Source organism: Paraburkholderia acidisoli, from assembly GCF_009789675.1.
GTDB lineage: Bacteria > Pseudomonadota > Gammaproteobacteria > Burkholderiales > Burkholderiaceae > Paraburkholderia > Paraburkholderia acidisoli.
In genome coordinates this window covers 760,368-775,371 of record NZ_CP046913.1, presented here as the reverse complement: position 1 = coordinate 775,371, position 15,004 = coordinate 760,368, and the positions used below count along the sequence as shown (strand labels likewise).

Here is a 15,004-nt window from a genome sequence, read left to right as displayed (position 1 = left end):
GTCTCCTTGCCGCTTTCGCGTTGATTGTGGGTCATGCGAGGTTATTTCGTCATCCGAATCAAAAGCCGAACTGCCATCGAATCCTTACCGCCTGCCACGCTGCAGGAACGCCACGGCGATGATCGCCACGCCCTGCACCGCCGCATTCAGATACACGCTGATGATGCTCGTGAGATTGAGGATATTGGCGATCACCGAGAGCAGCACCGCGCCCACCACCGTGCCCGCCACGCGCCCCTCGCCGCCCTTGAGCGCCGTGCCGCCCACCACCACGGCCGCGATCGCTTCGAGTTCCCAGAGCAGCCCGGTCGTGGGCGTGGCGGAACCGAGGCGCGGCACGTAGAGCACGGTCGCCACGCCCACGCACATGCCTAGCAGCACGTAGGTCGCGCACTTCACGCGATCGACGCGGATGGCCGCATAACGCGCCACGAGTTCGTTCGAACCGATCGCCTGCACGTGCCGCCCGAACGCCGTGCGATTGAGGATGAGCGCGCCGCCCGCCGCCGTGAGCGCGAACACCCACACGGGCACCGGAATGCCGAACAGGCTCGCGTAATACACGGGCCCGTACAGATCGGCGAGATGGTTCTGCAGCGTGAGCGCGCCGCCGTCGGCGAGCCACGTGAGCACCGAGCGGAAGATGCCGAGCGTGCCCAGCGTGACAATGAACGGTTCGATGCGCCCGCGCGTGATGAGCAAGCCGTGCGCGAGGCCGAACACGGCGCCCAGCACCAGCGCGATGACGATGCCGAGCGCGACGATCGCGAACGGCGCCAGCGCATTGGCGTTGGCGAGCGTGTTCATCGTCCAGATCATCACGCCCGCGATGAGCGCGGCCATCGAGCCCACCGAGAGATCGATGCCGCCCGAGATGATCACGAAGGTCATGCCCACCGCGATGATGCCGATGAACGAGGTGCGCGTGAGCACGTTGAGCAGGTTGTCGACGGTCGCGAAGTCGCGGTTGAGCAACGTGCCGAGCACGCAGAGCAGGATCAGGCCGATGAGCGGCCCGATGCTCGCGAGCCGGTGGACGAAGCGCGCGGCGGCGGCGCGCGCCCCGCGCGCTTCGGGCGTCGCTTCAGTGGGTGCCGGTTGCATGGGCGATCAGCTCCTCTTCGTTCAGGTGCTCGCGGCCGAGCGTGGCGACGAGCGTGCCCGCGCGCATCACGGCCACGCGGTGCGCGAGGCCGATCAATTCGATCAGCTCGGACGAAATCACGACGACCGCGCGCCCCGAGGCCGCGAGCCGCTGGATCAGGAAATAGATGTCGCGTTTCGCGCCCACGTCCACGCCGCGCGTGGGTTCGTCGAGCACGATCACGCGCGGGTCCGGTTGCAGGAACTTGGCGAGCGCGAGCTTCTGCTGGTTGCCGCCCGAGAGCATGCGCGCGCGGGCGTCGAGGTTGCCCGTGCGAATGCCGAAGTCGCGCACCGCTTTTTCGAGCGCGCGGCGCGCGGCCTTGAGGTCGAGCAGCGGGCGCCCGTAGTGTTCGAGCGTCATGAGCGTGAGGTTGTCCTGCAGGCTCAGGTTCATGTGCAGGCCGCGCCCCTTGCGGTCCTCGCTCAGATACGTGAGGCCGTGGCGCATGGCGTCGCGCGGGTGGCGCAGCGTCACCGCGCGCCCCTCGATTTCGATCTCGCCCGCGAGCTTGCGCCGCAACCCGACGATCGCCTCGAACGCCTCGCTGCGCCCCGCGCCCACGAGTCCCGCGAAGCCGAGAATCTCGCCCGCGCGCACCTCGAAGCTGAGATCCTCCACCCAGTCGGGCACCGAGAGCTGCTTCACGCGTAGCGCCACGGGCGCGCTCGCGCTCACCTCGGTTTTGTCGGGGAACATGTCGGAGACGTCGCGGCCCACCATCAAGTTGGCCATCTGCTGCCGCGCGAGCCCGGCGGTCGCGCTCGCGGCCACGAAGCGGCCGTCGCGCATCACGATCACGTCGTCGGTGATGCGCTCGACTTCGTCGAGCTTGTGCGAGATGTAGACGAGCGTGGTGCCGCCCGCGCGCAGCTTCGTCATCAACGCGAACAGGCGCGCGGTTTCGGACGGCGTGAGCGTGGCCGTGGGCTCGTCCATGATGAGCAGGCGCGCGTGCCGCGAGAGCGCCTTGGCGATTTCCACGAGCTGCTTTTCAGCGACGATCAGCTCGCGCACCTTCGTGTCGGGGTCGCGCGCGAGGCCGACTTGCGCGAGCAGCTCGCGCGCTTCGCGGCGCATCGCCGTATCGTCGACGAGCAAGCCTTTGCGCTTCTCGTGACCGAGAAAGATGTTCTGCGCGATGCTCAGGTGCTCGGCGAGATTGAACTCCTGATGGATCAGCACGATGCCCGCGGCTTCGGCGGCGCGCGAACCCTCGAAGTCGCGCGCCACGCCGTCGACGAGACACTCGCCCGCGCTCGCGCGCTCGTAGCCCGCGAGGATCTTCATGAGCGTGGACTTGCCCGCGCCGTTCTCGCCGAGCAAACCGTGGATGCGGCCGGGCGCGAGCTCGAAGCTCACGCCGTGCAGTACGCGCACGGGACCGAAGTCCTTGCGGATGTCGTTGAACTTCACGGCGACGCTCATGGGCGTGCGCTCCTCCTCGAAGTTGTCGGCTAGCAGTGCGAGGCGGATGGCTCGCCGGCCACCCGCCCTGCCACACCACGGGTCTCCACCGCTAATTCACCTGCTCCTTCACCTGCTTCTTCATTCACCTTCGTCATCGCCTTCCTCAGCCGCTCGCGCGCACCACGAGCCGATGCGGCAGCAGCACGCCCGGCACCCTGGCGCGCGGCTCGGCGAAGCGCCGCAGCAAGAGCCGCGCGGCCGTCTCGCCGAGTTCGCGCATGGGCTGCGCGATGGTCGTGAGCGGCGGATCGATCTGCGCGGCCAGCGCGAGGTCGTCGAAACCCACCACGGCCACGTCGTGCGGCACGCGCCGGCCCACGCCGCGCAGGCCGTTGAGCACTCCCACGGCGAGCGTGTCCGAGACCGCGAAGATCGCGTCGGGTGCCTCGGTCGCGGGCAACTGCATGAGCGCGGCGGCCGCCTGCGCGCCCGCGTCGTAGTCGAGACAGTTCACGTTCACGCGCCACGCGTCGCGCGCGGCGATGCCCGCTTCGGCGAGCGCGTCGCGCCAGCCGTCGCGGCGCTGCTGCGCGTACCCATAGTGTTCGTCGGAATTGATGAGCGCGACGCGGCGACGCCCCCGCGCGATCAAGTGCCGCACGGCGTCGTGCGCGGCGCGGTAATTGTCGATGCCCACATACGGCACGCCCATTGCCGGGTCGTACTCGCAGCACGCGACCCACGGCAGCGCCGTGGATTCGGCCGCGAGCGCGTGCTGGACCGTGGCCGGATCGAGACAGATCGCGCCGTCCGCGCGATGGCGGCGCAGCAGGTCGAAGTAGCTGCGCTCGCGGCCCGCGTCGGCGCCGGTGTCGCACAGCAACATGAAATAGCCGTGCTGACGCGCGACGCTGTCGATGCCGCGCACGATCTCGGCGTAAAACGGATTGCCGAAGTCGGGCACCATCGTCAGCAACAGGCGGCTTTCGGCCGTGCGCAGGTTGCGCGCGAGTTCGTTGATGCGGTAGCCGCTCGCCTCCACTTCGGCGAGCACGCGGGCGCGGGTGGCGTCGCGCACGTTGGCGTGGCCGTTGAGCACGCGCGAGACCGTCGCCACCGAAACGCCCACGCGCTGCGCGACCGCCGCGATGGAGTCGGCGCGCACCGCGCCCTCCCCGGCGGCCTCGGGCGTATGGTCTGACGATTGCGGCGATGACAGCGGCATGTCGGCGATCGAAGCCTCGGATGTAATCGATTACATTTTTGGTGCTTCCTGCGCAAAACCGCAAGGCGTTCGTGGCCAGGATAAACACCGAGTCGGCGCCTTGGCGACATCGGCAAACCGCGTCCGAGGCGAATCCGGCCCCAACCCGCCGCCGCAGGTCATGGAATCCGCTCATTTGCCCTGTTAGCGGCAAGGCGCGGCCCAAAGCCGGTTTGCTACAATTCTGCGGTTGCCCGGCGGCGTTCCGCATGCCGCGCCGGGCGCCGGAATCCCCGCTCTCGAACCGATTCGAACCATAACGCCGAGTGACCATGAACATCGAACAAGCGCGTTTCAACATGATCGAACAGCAGATTCGCCCCTGGGACGTGCTCGACCAGGACGTGCTGAACCTGCTTTCCATCGTCAAGCGTGAGCATTTCGTTCCCGCGGCCTATACCGAGATTGCGTTCGCCGACCTCGAACTGCCGCTGCCCAACGGCCAGCACATGCTGGCGCCGCGCGTCGAGGCCCGCGTGCTGCAGGAACTCGCCGTGAAGAAGCACGAAAGCGTGCTCGAGATCGGCGCGGGTTCCGGCTACATGGCCGCGCTGCTCGCGCACCGCGCGCAGAAGGTGCTGACGGTGGAGATCGACACGGAACTCGCCGAGTTCGCGCGCGCCAACTTCGTGAAGAACGGCGTGCTGAACGCCGAAGTCGTGGCCGGCGACGGCGCGCGCGGCTGGGCCACGAACGCGCCCTACGACGTGATCTGCGTCTCGGGCGGCCTGCCCGTGGTGCCGCAGGAACTGCTGGAACAACTCAAGGTGGGCGGCCGGCTCGCCGCGTTCGTGGGCGGCGCGCCGGTCATGGAAGCGCAGATCATCACGCGCATCGACGAAAAACAGTTCCGCATTGCCGCCGTGTTCGAAACGTATGTCGAGGCGCTGCAAAACGCCGTGCAACTGCCGCGCTTCAAGTTCTAATCTTTCGCCTGACTTCATCGACCGAGTTTGCCATGCAGAATCTGACCGCCCCCGCCCTCGCCGAATGGCTCGCCGATTCGTCCCGTCCCGCGCCCGTCCTGCTCGACGTGCGCGAGCCCTGGGAAATCGAAACGGCGAAGATCGAAGGCAGCGTCTCGATCCCGATGCGCGAGATTCCCGCGCGCAGCGAAGAACTCGACGACGAAGCGCAGATCGTGTGCGTCTGCCACCATGGCGCGCGCAGCGCCCAGGTCGCGATGTTCCTGGACTCGCGTGGCTTCACGAAGGTGTTCAATCTGCAAGGCGGCATTGACGCGTGGTCGAAACAGGTCGACCCGAAGGTGCCCACCTACTGATCGTCGCCAACAAGCTGATCGGCGGGACGTTGCGCCCGCAACGAACACGCTGATTGAGTCCGACTAAGCGCAGGGCGCGGTTTCACGACCGCGCCCTGCGTCATTTCTACGCCCATCCAATCGCAAGCCTCGCCGCGCGCCGCATGCACAACGATGCAGCGCGCGCTCGCGCGCCGCTTGCGCCCACGCGCCATCCTTGCGCGCCCATTACGCACTGAGACGAGGCAACGCGCCCGAACATGCGTCGCCCTGCACCACGATCGCACCGCCTTCGTGCGACGGCGCATGCTCGCCGCATCGCTTGACGCCTGATGGGGCAAGCGCGGCCCCTTGCGTGTGAACTGGCATCAAGCTTGCAGAAGAGGACGCGCAAGACTGGCCATACCAACGGGCGGCGCGCGACTTCCGGCTTCCAGGCGGCGCGCCCAGACCCACGACTGAATACTTCCACGCAAGGGGCAGATACATGAAACGTCGCAGTCTGTTGAAACTCGGAACGATGTCGGGCGCACTCGCGGTGGCGGGACGCGTGCCGTTCGCGCAGGCCGCGGACGCCGGCACCGGCCCGATCAAGGTCGGCATTTTGCATTCGCTCTCGGGGACCATGGCCATCTCCGAGACGTCGCTCAAGGACACGGCGCTCATGACGATCGCCGAAATCAACAAAAACGGCGGCGTGATGGGCCGCCAGCTCGAACCGGTCGTGGTCGATCCGGCTTCGAACTGGCCGCTGTTCGCCGAAAAGGCGCGTCAGCTCATCACCCAGGACAAGGTCGCGGTGGTGTTCGGCTGCTGGACCTCCGTCTCGCGCAAGTCGGTGCTGCCCGTGTTCGAGGAACTCAACGGTCTGCTGTTCTACCCGGTGCAGTACGAAGGCGAGGAAATGTCGCGCAACGTGTTCTACACGGGCGCCGCGCCGAACCAGCAGGCGCTGCCCGCCACCGAATATCTGATGAGCGCCGAAGGCGGCGGCGCCAAGCGCTTCTTCCTGCTCGGCACCGACTATGTGTATCCGCGCACGACCAACAAGATCCTGCGCGCGTTCCTGCACTCGAAGGGCGTGCAGGACGCCGATATTCAGGAGGTCTACACGCCGTTCGGTCATAGCGACTATCAGACCATCGTCGCGAACATCAAGACCTTCGCGCAGGGCGGCAAGACCTGCGTGATCTCGACCGTGAACGGCGACTCGAACGTGCCGTTCTACAAGGAACTCGGCAACCAGGGCGTGAAGGCGACCGACGTGCCCGTGGTCGCGTTTTCGGTGGGCGAAGAGGAGTTGCGCGGTATCGACACGAAGCCGCTCGTGGGCAACCTCGCGGCGTGGAACTACTTCATGTCGCTGCGCAATCCCGAGAACACGAAATTCAAGGCGATGTTCGCCGACTGGGTGAAGAAGAACAATCTGCCCGGCGGCTCGAAGCGCGTCACCAACGACCCGATGGAAGCGACCTTCGTTGGCATGCACATGTGGAAGCAGGCCGTGGAGAAGGCGAAGAGCACCGAGGTGGACAAGGTGCGCGTGGCGATGATCGGCCAGAAGTTCGCCGCGCCTTCGGGCTTCACGCTGGAGATGGACGGCAACCACCATCTGCACAAACCGGTGATGATCGGCGAAGTGCGCGCCGACGGCCAGTTCAACGTCGTGTGGCGCACCAAGACCACGATTCGCGCGCAGCCGTGGAGCCCGTACATTCCGGGCAACCAGGGCAAGCCGGACGTCGTGAGCTCGATTCCCGAGTTCCTGCGCCGCCGCCGCGTGGCGTAACGCGCACGCCGGAAAAGCCGGGCACGGTTTCATGGGCCGTGTGCGGCTTTCCGGCACCGCAGTTTCATCGCAGGTCTGACACTGAAGTACTACCGGCTTCGAACATGACACTACGCCACTGCCTGCGCGCCTTATGCGCGAGCGCGCTGCTCGCCTGCCTCAGCTCGACGGCGTTCGCGCTCGATGCCGCCGATGTCGCGCCGCTCGGCGCCGACGACTTCGACGCGAAGTCCGCCGCCATCGACAAGCTCATCGCCACGCACGACGCCGCCTCGCTCGCGCTGTTGAAGGCGCTCTCCGAAGAGAACGTCACCGCCACCGATTCCGGCGAAGTGCTGGTGCAGGACGGCGACACCGCGAAAGACGCAGCGACCGGCAAACCCGTTTCCGCCGATGTCGCCTCCAGCGCGCAACCCATCACGCTCAACAACCTGCTGCGCTCGAAAGTGGCCGGCGCGCTCTCGGGCCTGCAACTCGGCTCGCCCGATCTGGAAACGCGCCGCGCGGCCGTGGCGGCGCTGCTGAAGAATCCCGATCCGTCGATGAAACCGCTGATCGACGCCGCCCGCGCGAAGGAAACCGACGCCGCGCTCAAGCGCCGCCTCGACACGCTCTGGGCCATGACCGCGCTGCGCGACCCCAACGCCGACACGCGACTCGAAGCCACGCAACTCGTGGCCGCGCGCCACGATCTCGACATGTACGAGCTGCTGCGTCCGCTCGTCGCGAAGAACGCGAGCGGCGCGTTCAACGAACCCGACGCGCGCGTGCGCGCCGCCGCGCAAGCCGGCATCGATTCGCTCGACTCCATCCAGCGCCGCAGCGAGATCGCGGGCACGCTGTTCGCCGGTCTCTCGCTCGGCAGCGTGCTGCTGCTCGCCGCGCTCGGCCTCGCCATCACCTACGGTTTGATCGGCGTGATCAACATGGCGCACGGCGAGTTTCTGATGATCGGCGCGTACGCCACCTACGTCGTGCAAACGCTCGTGCAACGCTATGCGCCGGGCGCGTTCGACTGGTATCCGCTGTTCGCGATTCCCGCCTCGTTCGTGGCCGCCGCGCTGGTGGGCGCCGTGATCGAGCGGCTCGTGATTCGCCATCTCTACGGCCGCCCGCTCGAAACGCTGCTCACGACCTTCGGCATCAGCCTGATCCTGATTCAGGCCACGCGCATGATCTTCGGCGCGCAGAACGTGCAGGTGCAAAACCCTTCATGGATGAGCGGCGGTCTCACCGTGCTGCCCAACCTGATCCTGCCGTACAACCGCCTCGCGATTCTCGCGTTCGCGCTGATCGTCGTGGCGATCGCGTGGGGCGTGCTCACCAAAACGCGCCTCGGCCTGTTCGTGCGCGCCGTCACGCAGAACCGCCGCATGGCCGCCTGCGTGGGCGTGCGCACGGCGCGCGTGGATGCGTGGGCGTTCGCGTTCGGCGCGGGCATCGCCGGTCTCGGCGGCTGCGCGCTCTCGCAGATCGGCAACGTCGGACCCGACCTCGGCCAGAGCTACATCATCGACTCGTTCATGGCCGTGGTGCTCGGCGGTGTGGGCCAGATCGCGGGTACGGTGATCGGCGGCTTCGGCCTCGGGCTCGTTTCCAAGGCGATCGAGCCGTTCTGGGGCGCGGTGCTCGCGAAGATCGCCGTGCTCGTGCTGATCGTGCTGTTCATCCAGAAGCGTCCGCAGGGCCTGTTCGCCCTCAAGGGCCGTAGCGCGGAGGCTTGATGATGACGCTCGCGACTTCCACTTCTCCCGCGCGTCACGCGCCCGACGGCGCCCCCGACGATCGCGCGGAAACCTTCGCGCTCGGCCTGCCCGCGCGCCCCGCCCTGCTCTCGCCGCGCGCGTGGCTCGCGCTGATCGTGCTGATGCTCGTGATGGCGATCGGCGTGCCGCTGTGCGCGCTGGTGCTGCCGCAATCGAGCGCGCTGCATCTTTCCGCCTACGCGATGACGCTCGGCGGCAAGTTCATGTGCTACGCGATCGCCGCCCTCGCGCTCGATCTGGTGTGGGGCTACTGCGGCATCCTGAGCCTCGGCCACGGCCTGTTCTTCGCGCTGGGCGGCTACGCGATCGGCATGTATCTGATGCGCGCGATCGGCCACGAAGGCGTGTACGGCAGCAATCTGCCCGACTTCATGGTGTTCCTGAACTGGCACAGCCTGCCGTGGTATTGGGAAGGCACCGACCATCTCGCGTATGCCTTGCTGCTGGTCGTGCTGGTGCCTGCCGTGGTCGCGTGGGTGTTCGGCTTCTTCACGTTCCGCTCGCGCGTGAAAGGCGTGTATCTGTCGATCATCACGCAGGCCATGACGTTCGCGGCCATGCTGCTGTTCTACCGCAACGAAACCGGCTTCGGCGGCAACAACGGCTTCACGGACTTCAAGCGCATCGCCGGCATGCCCATCACGCATCCGGGCACGCGCGCGACGCTGTTCCTGCTGACCTTCGCCGTGCTCGTGGCGGCGTTTCTCGCGGCGCGCGCGATCGTCACGTCCAAGCTCGGCCGCGTGGTCACCGCCGTGCGCGACGGCGAAACGCGCCTCATGTTCCTCGGCTACAGCCCGCTCGGCTACAAGCTGTTCGTGTGGACGCTTTCGGCGGTGCTGTGCGGCATCGCGGGCGCGCTTTACGTGCCGCAAGTGGGCATCATCAACCCGAGCGAGATGTCGCCCGCGAACTCGATCGAAATGGCGATCTGGGTGGCCGTGGGCGGACGCGGCACGCTGATCGGGCCGATCATCGGCGCATTCGCCGTGAACGGCGCGAAGAGCTTCTTCACCGCCTACTTCGCCGAATACTGGCTGTTCTTCTTAGGCCTCATGTTCGTGCTCGTGCCGCTCCTGTTGCCCAACGGCATCATGGGATTGTTCGAACTCCTCAAGCGCCGCCGGAGCCCACGCCAATGAACGGCCATTCGATCCTCAACGATCCGCTCAACCACAATCCGTTCGACAACGCGGATAACGCCGAAGACGGCGAAGCGCTCACGCTCTCGGGCGTGGCGGGTCTCGGCCACGTGGTCGAGCCCGGCGCCATCGACATCTCGCATGGCACGATCCTCTACCTCGAAGACGTGACCGTGAGCTTCGACGGTTTTCGCGCGCTCAACCAGCTTTCGCTCACGATCGACGTGGGCGAGCTGCGCTGCATCATCGGCCCGAACGGCGCAGGCAAGACCACGATGATGGACGTGATCACGGGCAAGACCTCGCCCGATTCGGGCAAGGTGTTTCTCGGCCAGACGCTCGACCTCACGCGCATGAACGAACCGTCGATCGCGCGCGCGGGCATTGGCCGCAAGTTCCAGAAGCCCACCGTGTTCGAGCAGCACCCTGTGTGGGAAAACCTCGAACTGGCGATGAAGGCCGACAAAGGCTGGTTCGCCACCTTGCGCGCGCGCCTCGGCCGCGAAGCGCAGGCGAAGATCGAGGAGACGCTCGAAGTGATCCGGCTCGAGAGCGACGCGCGGCGGCTCGCGGGCGAACTCTCGCACGGCCAGAAGCAGCGCCTCGAGATCGGCATGCTGCTGATGCAGAAGCCGCAACTGCTGTTGCTCGACGAACCCGCCGCGGGCATGACCGACGACGAGACGATGGAACTCGCCACGCTGCTCAACCGCCTGCGCGGCAGTTGCTCGATGATGGTGGTCGAGCACGACATGGAGTTCGTGGCGGCGCTCGCGGGCGAGACGGGCCGCGTGACCGTGATGGCCGAAGGCAGCGTGCTCGCGCACGGCACGCTCGACGAGGTGAAGCGCGACGAAACCGTGATCGAATCGTATCTGGGCCGCTAGCCCCCTCTTGCCACTTATTTCGCCATGCTAACCATCGAATCGCTGAATCAATACTATGGCGGCAGCCACATCCTGCGCAATGTCTCGATGACGGTGCCCGAAGGCGAACTGACCGTGCTGCTCGGCCGCAACGGCGTGGGCAAGACCACGCTGCTGCGCTGCCTGATGGGCGTCGTGCCGACGAAGAACGGCGCGATCGCGTGGCGCGGCGAGACGCTCACGAAGCTGCCCACGCATGCGCGCGTCGCGCACGGCCTCGCCTACGTGCCGCAGGGCCGCGACATCTTCCCGCGCCTCACGGTGGAAGAAAACCTGCTGGTGGGCGCGGCGAGCAAGAAGCGCATGCCCTCGGGCGTGCCCGCGCACATCTACGAACTCTTTCCCGTGCTCAAGGACATGAAGTCGCGGCGCGGCGGCGATCTCTCGGGCGGCCAGCAGCAGCAACTGGCGATCGGCCGCGCGCTCATGAGCGACCCCACGCTGCTGATTCTCGACGAGCCGACCGAAGGCATCCAGCCGTCGATCATCCAGGACATTGGCCGCACGCTGCGCCGCCTCGTGGAAGAGATGCAGATGACGGTGCTGCTCGTCGAGCAGTACTACGACTTCGCGAAAGCCATTGCGGACCGCTACTGGGTGATGAGCCGCGGCGAGATCGTGGCGGGCGGCACGGGCGCGAGCATGGACACCGACGGCGTGCGCGAGATGATCGCGGTGTAACGCACGAGCGGCGTTTTTTCGCGTGGTATTCTCCCGGCCACGAATCGCTCCGCCCACACTGCCCGCATGTCGCTTCACGAAGATCACGCCGCACTCGCCCGCACGACCGCGGCTGGCACGCCTCGAACGGCGGCTCAACCCGAATGGGCCGCGAAGCTCGAACTCGGTTTCGAGCAGCAGGCGAGCGGGCGCAGCGCGCTCACGCACAAGCGGCACGTGGGGCCGCTGCGCGTGCAACGCCCGCTCTACCCCGAAGGCGACGCGATCTGCCATACGGTGATCGTGCATCCGCCGGCGGGCATCGCGGGCGGCGACCGGCTCGACCTCGACGTGAAGGTGGGCGAGCGCGCGCATGCCGTGCTCACCACGCCCGGCGCGACCAAGTGGTACAAGTCCAACGGCCGCGTGGCGCGCCAGCGCATTCATATTCACGTGGGCGAGAACGCGAAACTCGACTGGCTGCCGCAGAACAATCTCGTGTTCGATCACGCGCACGCGGAACTCGAATTCGCGCTCACGCTGGCCGAAGGCGCGACCGCCATCGGCTGGGACGCCACGCAACTGGGCCGCCAGGCCGCGGGCGAGCGCTGGTCGGCGGGCATGATGCGGGCCGTCACACGCGTGATGCGCGCGGCATCGAATAACGAAGACGCTACCGACCTCCTCTGGTTCGAACGCGCGCTGATCGACGCCGCCGACCCGCTGCGCGACGCGCCGCAAGGTCTCGCGGGCTATCCGTCGTTCGGCGTGCTGTGGGCGATCGGCCCCGCTTGCACGGATGCGCTCGCGCAGGATCTCGCGGCCACGCTGCCCTTCGACGACGCGTTGCGCTCCGGCGCGAGTTGCGTGGCGCCGGGCGTGCTGCTCGTGCGCGTGGTGGCGCGTTCGATGGAACCGTTGCAGCACACGCTCACGCAATGCTGGTCGCAACTGCGGCCGTTCGTGCATGGCGCGAAGGCCGCGCCGCTGCGGCTGTGGAATACCTGACAAGGCGCGATCACGCACCAACACAAGGCGCGCACGCACCACGTTGCGCCGCAGCATGTTCGCCATGGCGCATGACCTGCACGAACACGGTGCACATCAAGCCACTTCCCCTACTGTCCCCATCATTGGCATATAGCTTGCTGTGAGCTTGCACGCGCGAGCACCGCGAATGCACGCTCGCGCGCGCCCGAAATGCGTCCGTAAATTGGCTCCGCTATGCTGGGCCGATCGTCTCCCACCGACACCACACGATGAAGCTCACGCCACGCGAGAAAGACAAGCTCCTGATCTTCACCGCCGCGCTGCTCGCCGAAAGGCGCCGCGCGCGCGGCCTCAAGCTCAACTACCCGGAAGCGGTCGCCTTTATCAGCGCCGCGCTGATGGAAGCGGCGCGCGACGGCAAGACCGTCGCCGAGGTCATGCACTACGGCACCACGCTGCTCGCGCGCGAAGACGTGATGGAAGGCGTGCCCGAGATGATCCCCGACATTCAGGTGGAAGCGACCTTCCCCGACGGCACCAAGCTCGTCACCGTCCATCACCCGATTCCGTGAACAGGCAACGCACCCGACCATGATCCCCGGCGAAATGCTCATCGACGATGGCGAAATCGAACTCAACGCGGGCCGCGAAACCGTTAGCGTGACGGTCGCGAACACGGGCGACCGCCCCGTGCAGATCGGTTCGCACTACCACTTCTACGAAGTCAACGAAGCACTCGCGTTCGACCGCGAAGCCGCGCGCGGCTTCCGCCTGAACATCGCGGCGGGCACGGCCGTGCGCTTCGAGCCCGGCCAGGAGCGCACGGTCGAACTCGTCGCGCTCGCGGGCGATCGTGCCGTCTACGGCTTCAACGGCAAGGTGATGGGTCCGCTCTAGGCGGCCGCCTTGCGCCCACGCTTCGAATTCATCAGGAATCCGACATGACATTGAAGATCGGCCGCCGCGCCTACGCGGAGATGTTCGGCCCCACGACCGGCGACCGCGTGCGTCTCGCCGACACCGAGCTCCTCATCGAAATCGAGCGCGACTACACCGTGTACGGCGACGAAGTGAAGTTCGGCGGCGGCAAGGTGATCCGCGACGGCATGGGCCAGTCGCAGCGCGTGCACGCCGAAGTCGCCGATACCGTGGTCACGAACGCCGTGATCGTCGATCACTGGGGCATCGTGAAGGCCGACATCGGCATCAAGGACGGCCGCGTCTGGAAGATCGGCAAGGCCGGCAATCCCGACGTGCAACCGGGCGTGACGATTCCCATCGGCGCGGCGACCGAAGTGATCGCGGGCGAAGGCCAGATCGTCACGGCGGGCGGCATCGACACGCACATCCACTTCATCAGCCCGCAGCAGATCGACGAGGCGCTCGCCTCGGGCGTGACCACCATGCTCGGCGGCGGCACCGGTCCCGCCACCGGCACCAACGCCACGACCTGCACGCCGGGACCGTGGCACATGGAGCGCATGCTGCAAGCCGCCGACGGCTGGCCGATCAACCTGGGCTTTCTCGGCAAGGGCAACGTGAGCCTGCCGAAGCCCGCCGAGGAACAGATCGCCGCGGGCGCGATCGGCCTGAAGCTGCACGAAGACTGGGGCTCGACGCCCGCCGCGATCGACAACTGCCTCACGGTGGCCGACGCCACCGACACGCAGGTGGCCATCCACACCGACACGCTCAACGAAGCGGGCTTTCTCGAAGCCACCGTCGGCGCGTTCAAGGGCCGCACGATCCACACGTATCACACCGAGGGCGCGGGCGGCGGCCATGCGCCCGACATCATCGCGGTGTGCGGCGAGCCAAACGTGCTGCCCTCCTCGACCAATCCCACGCGCCCGTACACCGTCAACACGCTCGACGAACATCTCGACATGCTGATGGTGTGCCATCACCTCGATCCGTCGATTGCCGAAGACATCGCGTTCGCGGAGTCGCGCATTCGCCGCGAAACCATCGCCGCCGAGGACATCCTGCACGATCTCGGCGCGCTTTCGATGCTTTCTTCGGATTCCCAGGCAATGGGCCGCGTGGGCGAAGTCATCATCCGCACGTGGCAGACCGCGCACAAGATGAAGGTGCAGCGCGGCGCCCTGCCCGAAGACAGCGGGCGTCACGACAACTTCCGCGTGAAGCGCTACGTGGCGAAGTACACGATCAATCCCGCGCTCACGCACGGCATCGCGCACGAAGTGGGCTCGATCGAGCCGGGCAAATGGGCCGACCTCGTGTTCTGGGATCCGGCGTTCTTCGGCATCAAGCCTTCGCTGATCCTCAAGGGCGGCATGATCGCGCTCGCGCAGATGGGCGACCCCAACGCGTCGATTCCCACGCCGCAGCCCGTGCACTATCGCGAGATGTTCGCCACGCGCGGCCGCGCGCTCGCGCAGACCTCGCTCACGTTCGTCTCGCAGCTCGCGCTCGACAAGCGTGTGACCGAGCGCTACGGGCTGCAAAAGCGCGTGGTCGCGGTGCGCAACTGCCGCAACGTGACGAAGGCCGACATGATCCACAACGCGTGGCAACCCAATATTCGCGTCGATCCGGAAACGTATCAGGTCGTTGCCGACGGGCAGTTGCTCACGTGCGAGCCCGCCACCGTTCTGCCGATGGCGCAACGTTACTTTTTGTTCTGATGGT

The 15,004-nt window shown here is 66.8% G+C and carries 14 protein-coding genes; 11 read left to right on the top strand and 3 right to left on the bottom strand.

Going from position 1 to position 15,004, the window contains the following annotated elements; translation table 11 throughout:
* Window positions 1-84 precede the first annotated feature (84 nt).
* The 3 genes from FAZ98_RS03310 to FAZ98_RS03300 all read right to left on the bottom strand — a co-directional run bounded on the left by FAZ98_RS03310 (window position 85) and on the right by FAZ98_RS03300 (window position 3,779).
* Entirely contained in the window at window positions 85-1,104 is a 1,020-nt protein-coding gene (locus tag FAZ98_RS03310; RefSeq protein ID WP_158948751.1) for an ABC transporter permease, read from the bottom strand.
* The gene (locus FAZ98_RS03305) at window positions 1,085-2,572 is read right to left on the bottom strand and encodes a sugar ABC transporter ATP-binding protein (RefSeq protein WP_158948749.1); all 1,488 of its coding nucleotides are present in this window, start codon (window positions 2,570-2,572) and stop codon (window positions 1,085-1,087) included. The genes FAZ98_RS03310 and FAZ98_RS03305 overlap by 20 nt, the downstream gene beginning before the upstream one ends.
* A gap of 145 nt (window positions 2,573-2,717) precedes the next feature.
* Window positions 2,718-3,779: a LacI family DNA-binding transcriptional regulator gene (locus FAZ98_RS03300; RefSeq protein WP_158948747.1), complete on the bottom strand. Its 1,062-nt coding sequence runs from the start codon at window positions 3,777-3,779 to the stop codon at window positions 2,718-2,720.
* 311 nt (window positions 3,780-4,090) lie between these two features.
* Between FAZ98_RS03300 and FAZ98_RS03295 the strand changes: the two genes are divergently transcribed.
* The 11 genes from FAZ98_RS03295 (at window position 4,091) to ureC (ending at window position 15,000) form a co-directional block, all read left to right on the top strand.
* Window positions 4,091-4,744: a protein-L-isoaspartate O-methyltransferase family protein gene (locus FAZ98_RS03295; protein WP_158948745.1), complete on the top strand. Its 654-nt coding sequence runs from the start codon at window positions 4,091-4,093 to the stop codon at window positions 4,742-4,744.
* 32 nt (window positions 4,745-4,776) lie between these two features.
* The gene (locus tag FAZ98_RS03290; RefSeq protein WP_158948743.1) at window positions 4,777-5,100 is read left to right on the top strand and encodes a rhodanese-like domain-containing protein; all 324 of its coding nucleotides are present in this window, start codon (window positions 4,777-4,779) and stop codon (window positions 5,098-5,100) included.
* Between the two features lie 466 nt (window positions 5,101-5,566).
* Window positions 5,567-6,868, top strand: a complete 1,302-nt coding sequence (gene urtA, locus FAZ98_RS03285; protein ID WP_158948741.1) for an urea ABC transporter substrate-binding protein — start codon at window positions 5,567-5,569, stop codon at window positions 6,866-6,868.
* 104 nt (window positions 6,869-6,972) lie between these two features.
* The gene (urtB, locus tag FAZ98_RS03280) at window positions 6,973-8,592 is read left to right on the top strand and encodes an urea ABC transporter permease subunit UrtB (RefSeq protein ID WP_158948739.1); all 1,620 of its coding nucleotides are present in this window, start codon (window positions 6,973-6,975) and stop codon (window positions 8,590-8,592) included.
* Between the two features lie 2 nt (window positions 8,593-8,594).
* On the top strand, window positions 8,595-9,776 hold the full coding sequence (gene urtC, locus FAZ98_RS03275) for an urea ABC transporter permease subunit UrtC (RefSeq protein ID WP_158951849.1): 1,182 nt from the start codon (window positions 8,595-8,597) through the stop codon (window positions 9,774-9,776).
* Window positions 9,773-10,663 carry an urea ABC transporter ATP-binding protein UrtD gene (urtD, locus tag FAZ98_RS03270; protein WP_158948737.1) on the top strand — a complete coding sequence of 297 codons (891 nt, stop codon included), beginning with the start codon at window positions 9,773-9,775 and terminating at the stop codon, window positions 10,661-10,663. The genes urtC and urtD overlap by 4 nt, the downstream gene beginning before the upstream one ends.
* Window positions 10,664-10,687: 24 nt before the next feature.
* Entirely contained in the window at window positions 10,688-11,383 is a 696-nt protein-coding gene (gene urtE, locus FAZ98_RS03265; RefSeq protein WP_158948735.1) for an urea ABC transporter ATP-binding subunit UrtE, read from the top strand.
* Between the two features lie 66 nt (window positions 11,384-11,449).
* Window positions 11,450-12,370, top strand: a complete 921-nt coding sequence (locus FAZ98_RS03260; RefSeq protein ID WP_158948733.1) for an urease accessory protein UreD — start codon at window positions 11,450-11,452, stop codon at window positions 12,368-12,370.
* Between the two features lie 251 nt (window positions 12,371-12,621).
* Window positions 12,622-12,924 (top strand): urease subunit gamma, encoded by a 303-nt coding sequence (ureA, locus tag FAZ98_RS03255; protein WP_158948731.1) that lies wholly within the window; start codon window positions 12,622-12,624, stop codon window positions 12,922-12,924.
* Window positions 12,925-12,943: 19 nt separating this feature from the next.
* Window positions 12,944-13,249 (top strand): urease subunit beta, encoded by a 306-nt coding sequence (locus tag FAZ98_RS03250; protein ID WP_158948729.1) that lies wholly within the window; start codon window positions 12,944-12,946, stop codon window positions 13,247-13,249.
* 44 nt (window positions 13,250-13,293) lie between these two features.
* Window positions 13,294-15,000: an urease subunit alpha gene (gene ureC / locus FAZ98_RS03245; RefSeq protein ID WP_158948727.1), complete on the top strand. Its 1,707-nt coding sequence runs from the start codon at window positions 13,294-13,296 to the stop codon at window positions 14,998-15,000.
* The last annotated feature ends 4 nt before the right edge of the window (window positions 15,001-15,004 follow it).

Coding starts and splice junctions, on each gene's coding strand:
- urtA (WP_158948741.1), top strand. CDS start 5,567: ATGAAACGTCGCAGTCTGTTGAAACTCGGAACGATGTCGGGCGCACTC.
- urtC (WP_158951849.1), top strand. CDS start 8,595: ATGACGCTCGCGACTTCCACTTCTCCCGCGCGTCACGCGCCCGACGGC.
- ureA (WP_158948731.1), top strand. CDS start 12,622: ATGAAGCTCACGCCACGCGAGAAAGACAAGCTCCTGATCTTCACCGCC.
- FAZ98_RS03290 (WP_158948743.1), top strand. CDS start 4,777: ATGCAGAATCTGACCGCCCCCGCCCTCGCCGAATGGCTCGCCGATTCG.
- FAZ98_RS03295 (WP_158948745.1), top strand. CDS start 4,091: ATGAACATCGAACAAGCGCGTTTCAACATGATCGAACAGCAGATTCGC.
- FAZ98_RS03250 (WP_158948729.1), top strand. CDS start 12,944: ATGATCCCCGGCGAAATGCTCATCGACGATGGCGAAATCGAACTCAAC.
- urtE (WP_158948735.1), top strand. CDS start 10,688: ATGCTAACCATCGAATCGCTGAATCAATACTATGGCGGCAGCCACATC.
- urtB (WP_158948739.1), top strand. CDS start 6,973: ATGACACTACGCCACTGCCTGCGCGCCTTATGCGCGAGCGCGCTGCTC.
- FAZ98_RS03305 (WP_158948749.1), bottom strand. CDS start 2,572: ATGAGCGTCGCCGTGAAGTTCAACGACATCCGCAAGGACTTCGGTCCC.
- ureC (WP_158948727.1), top strand. CDS start 13,294: ATGACATTGAAGATCGGCCGCCGCGCCTACGCGGAGATGTTCGGCCCC.
- FAZ98_RS03260 (WP_158948733.1), top strand. CDS start 11,450: ATGTCGCTTCACGAAGATCACGCCGCACTCGCCCGCACGACCGCGGCT.
- FAZ98_RS03310 (WP_158948751.1), bottom strand. CDS start 1,104: ATGCAACCGGCACCCACTGAAGCGACGCCCGAAGCGCGCGGGGCGCGC.
- FAZ98_RS03300 (WP_158948747.1), bottom strand. CDS start 3,779: ATGCCGCTGTCATCGCCGCAATCGTCAGACCATACGCCCGAGGCCGCC.
- urtD (WP_158948737.1), top strand. CDS start 9,773: ATGAACGGCCATTCGATCCTCAACGATCCGCTCAACCACAATCCGTTC.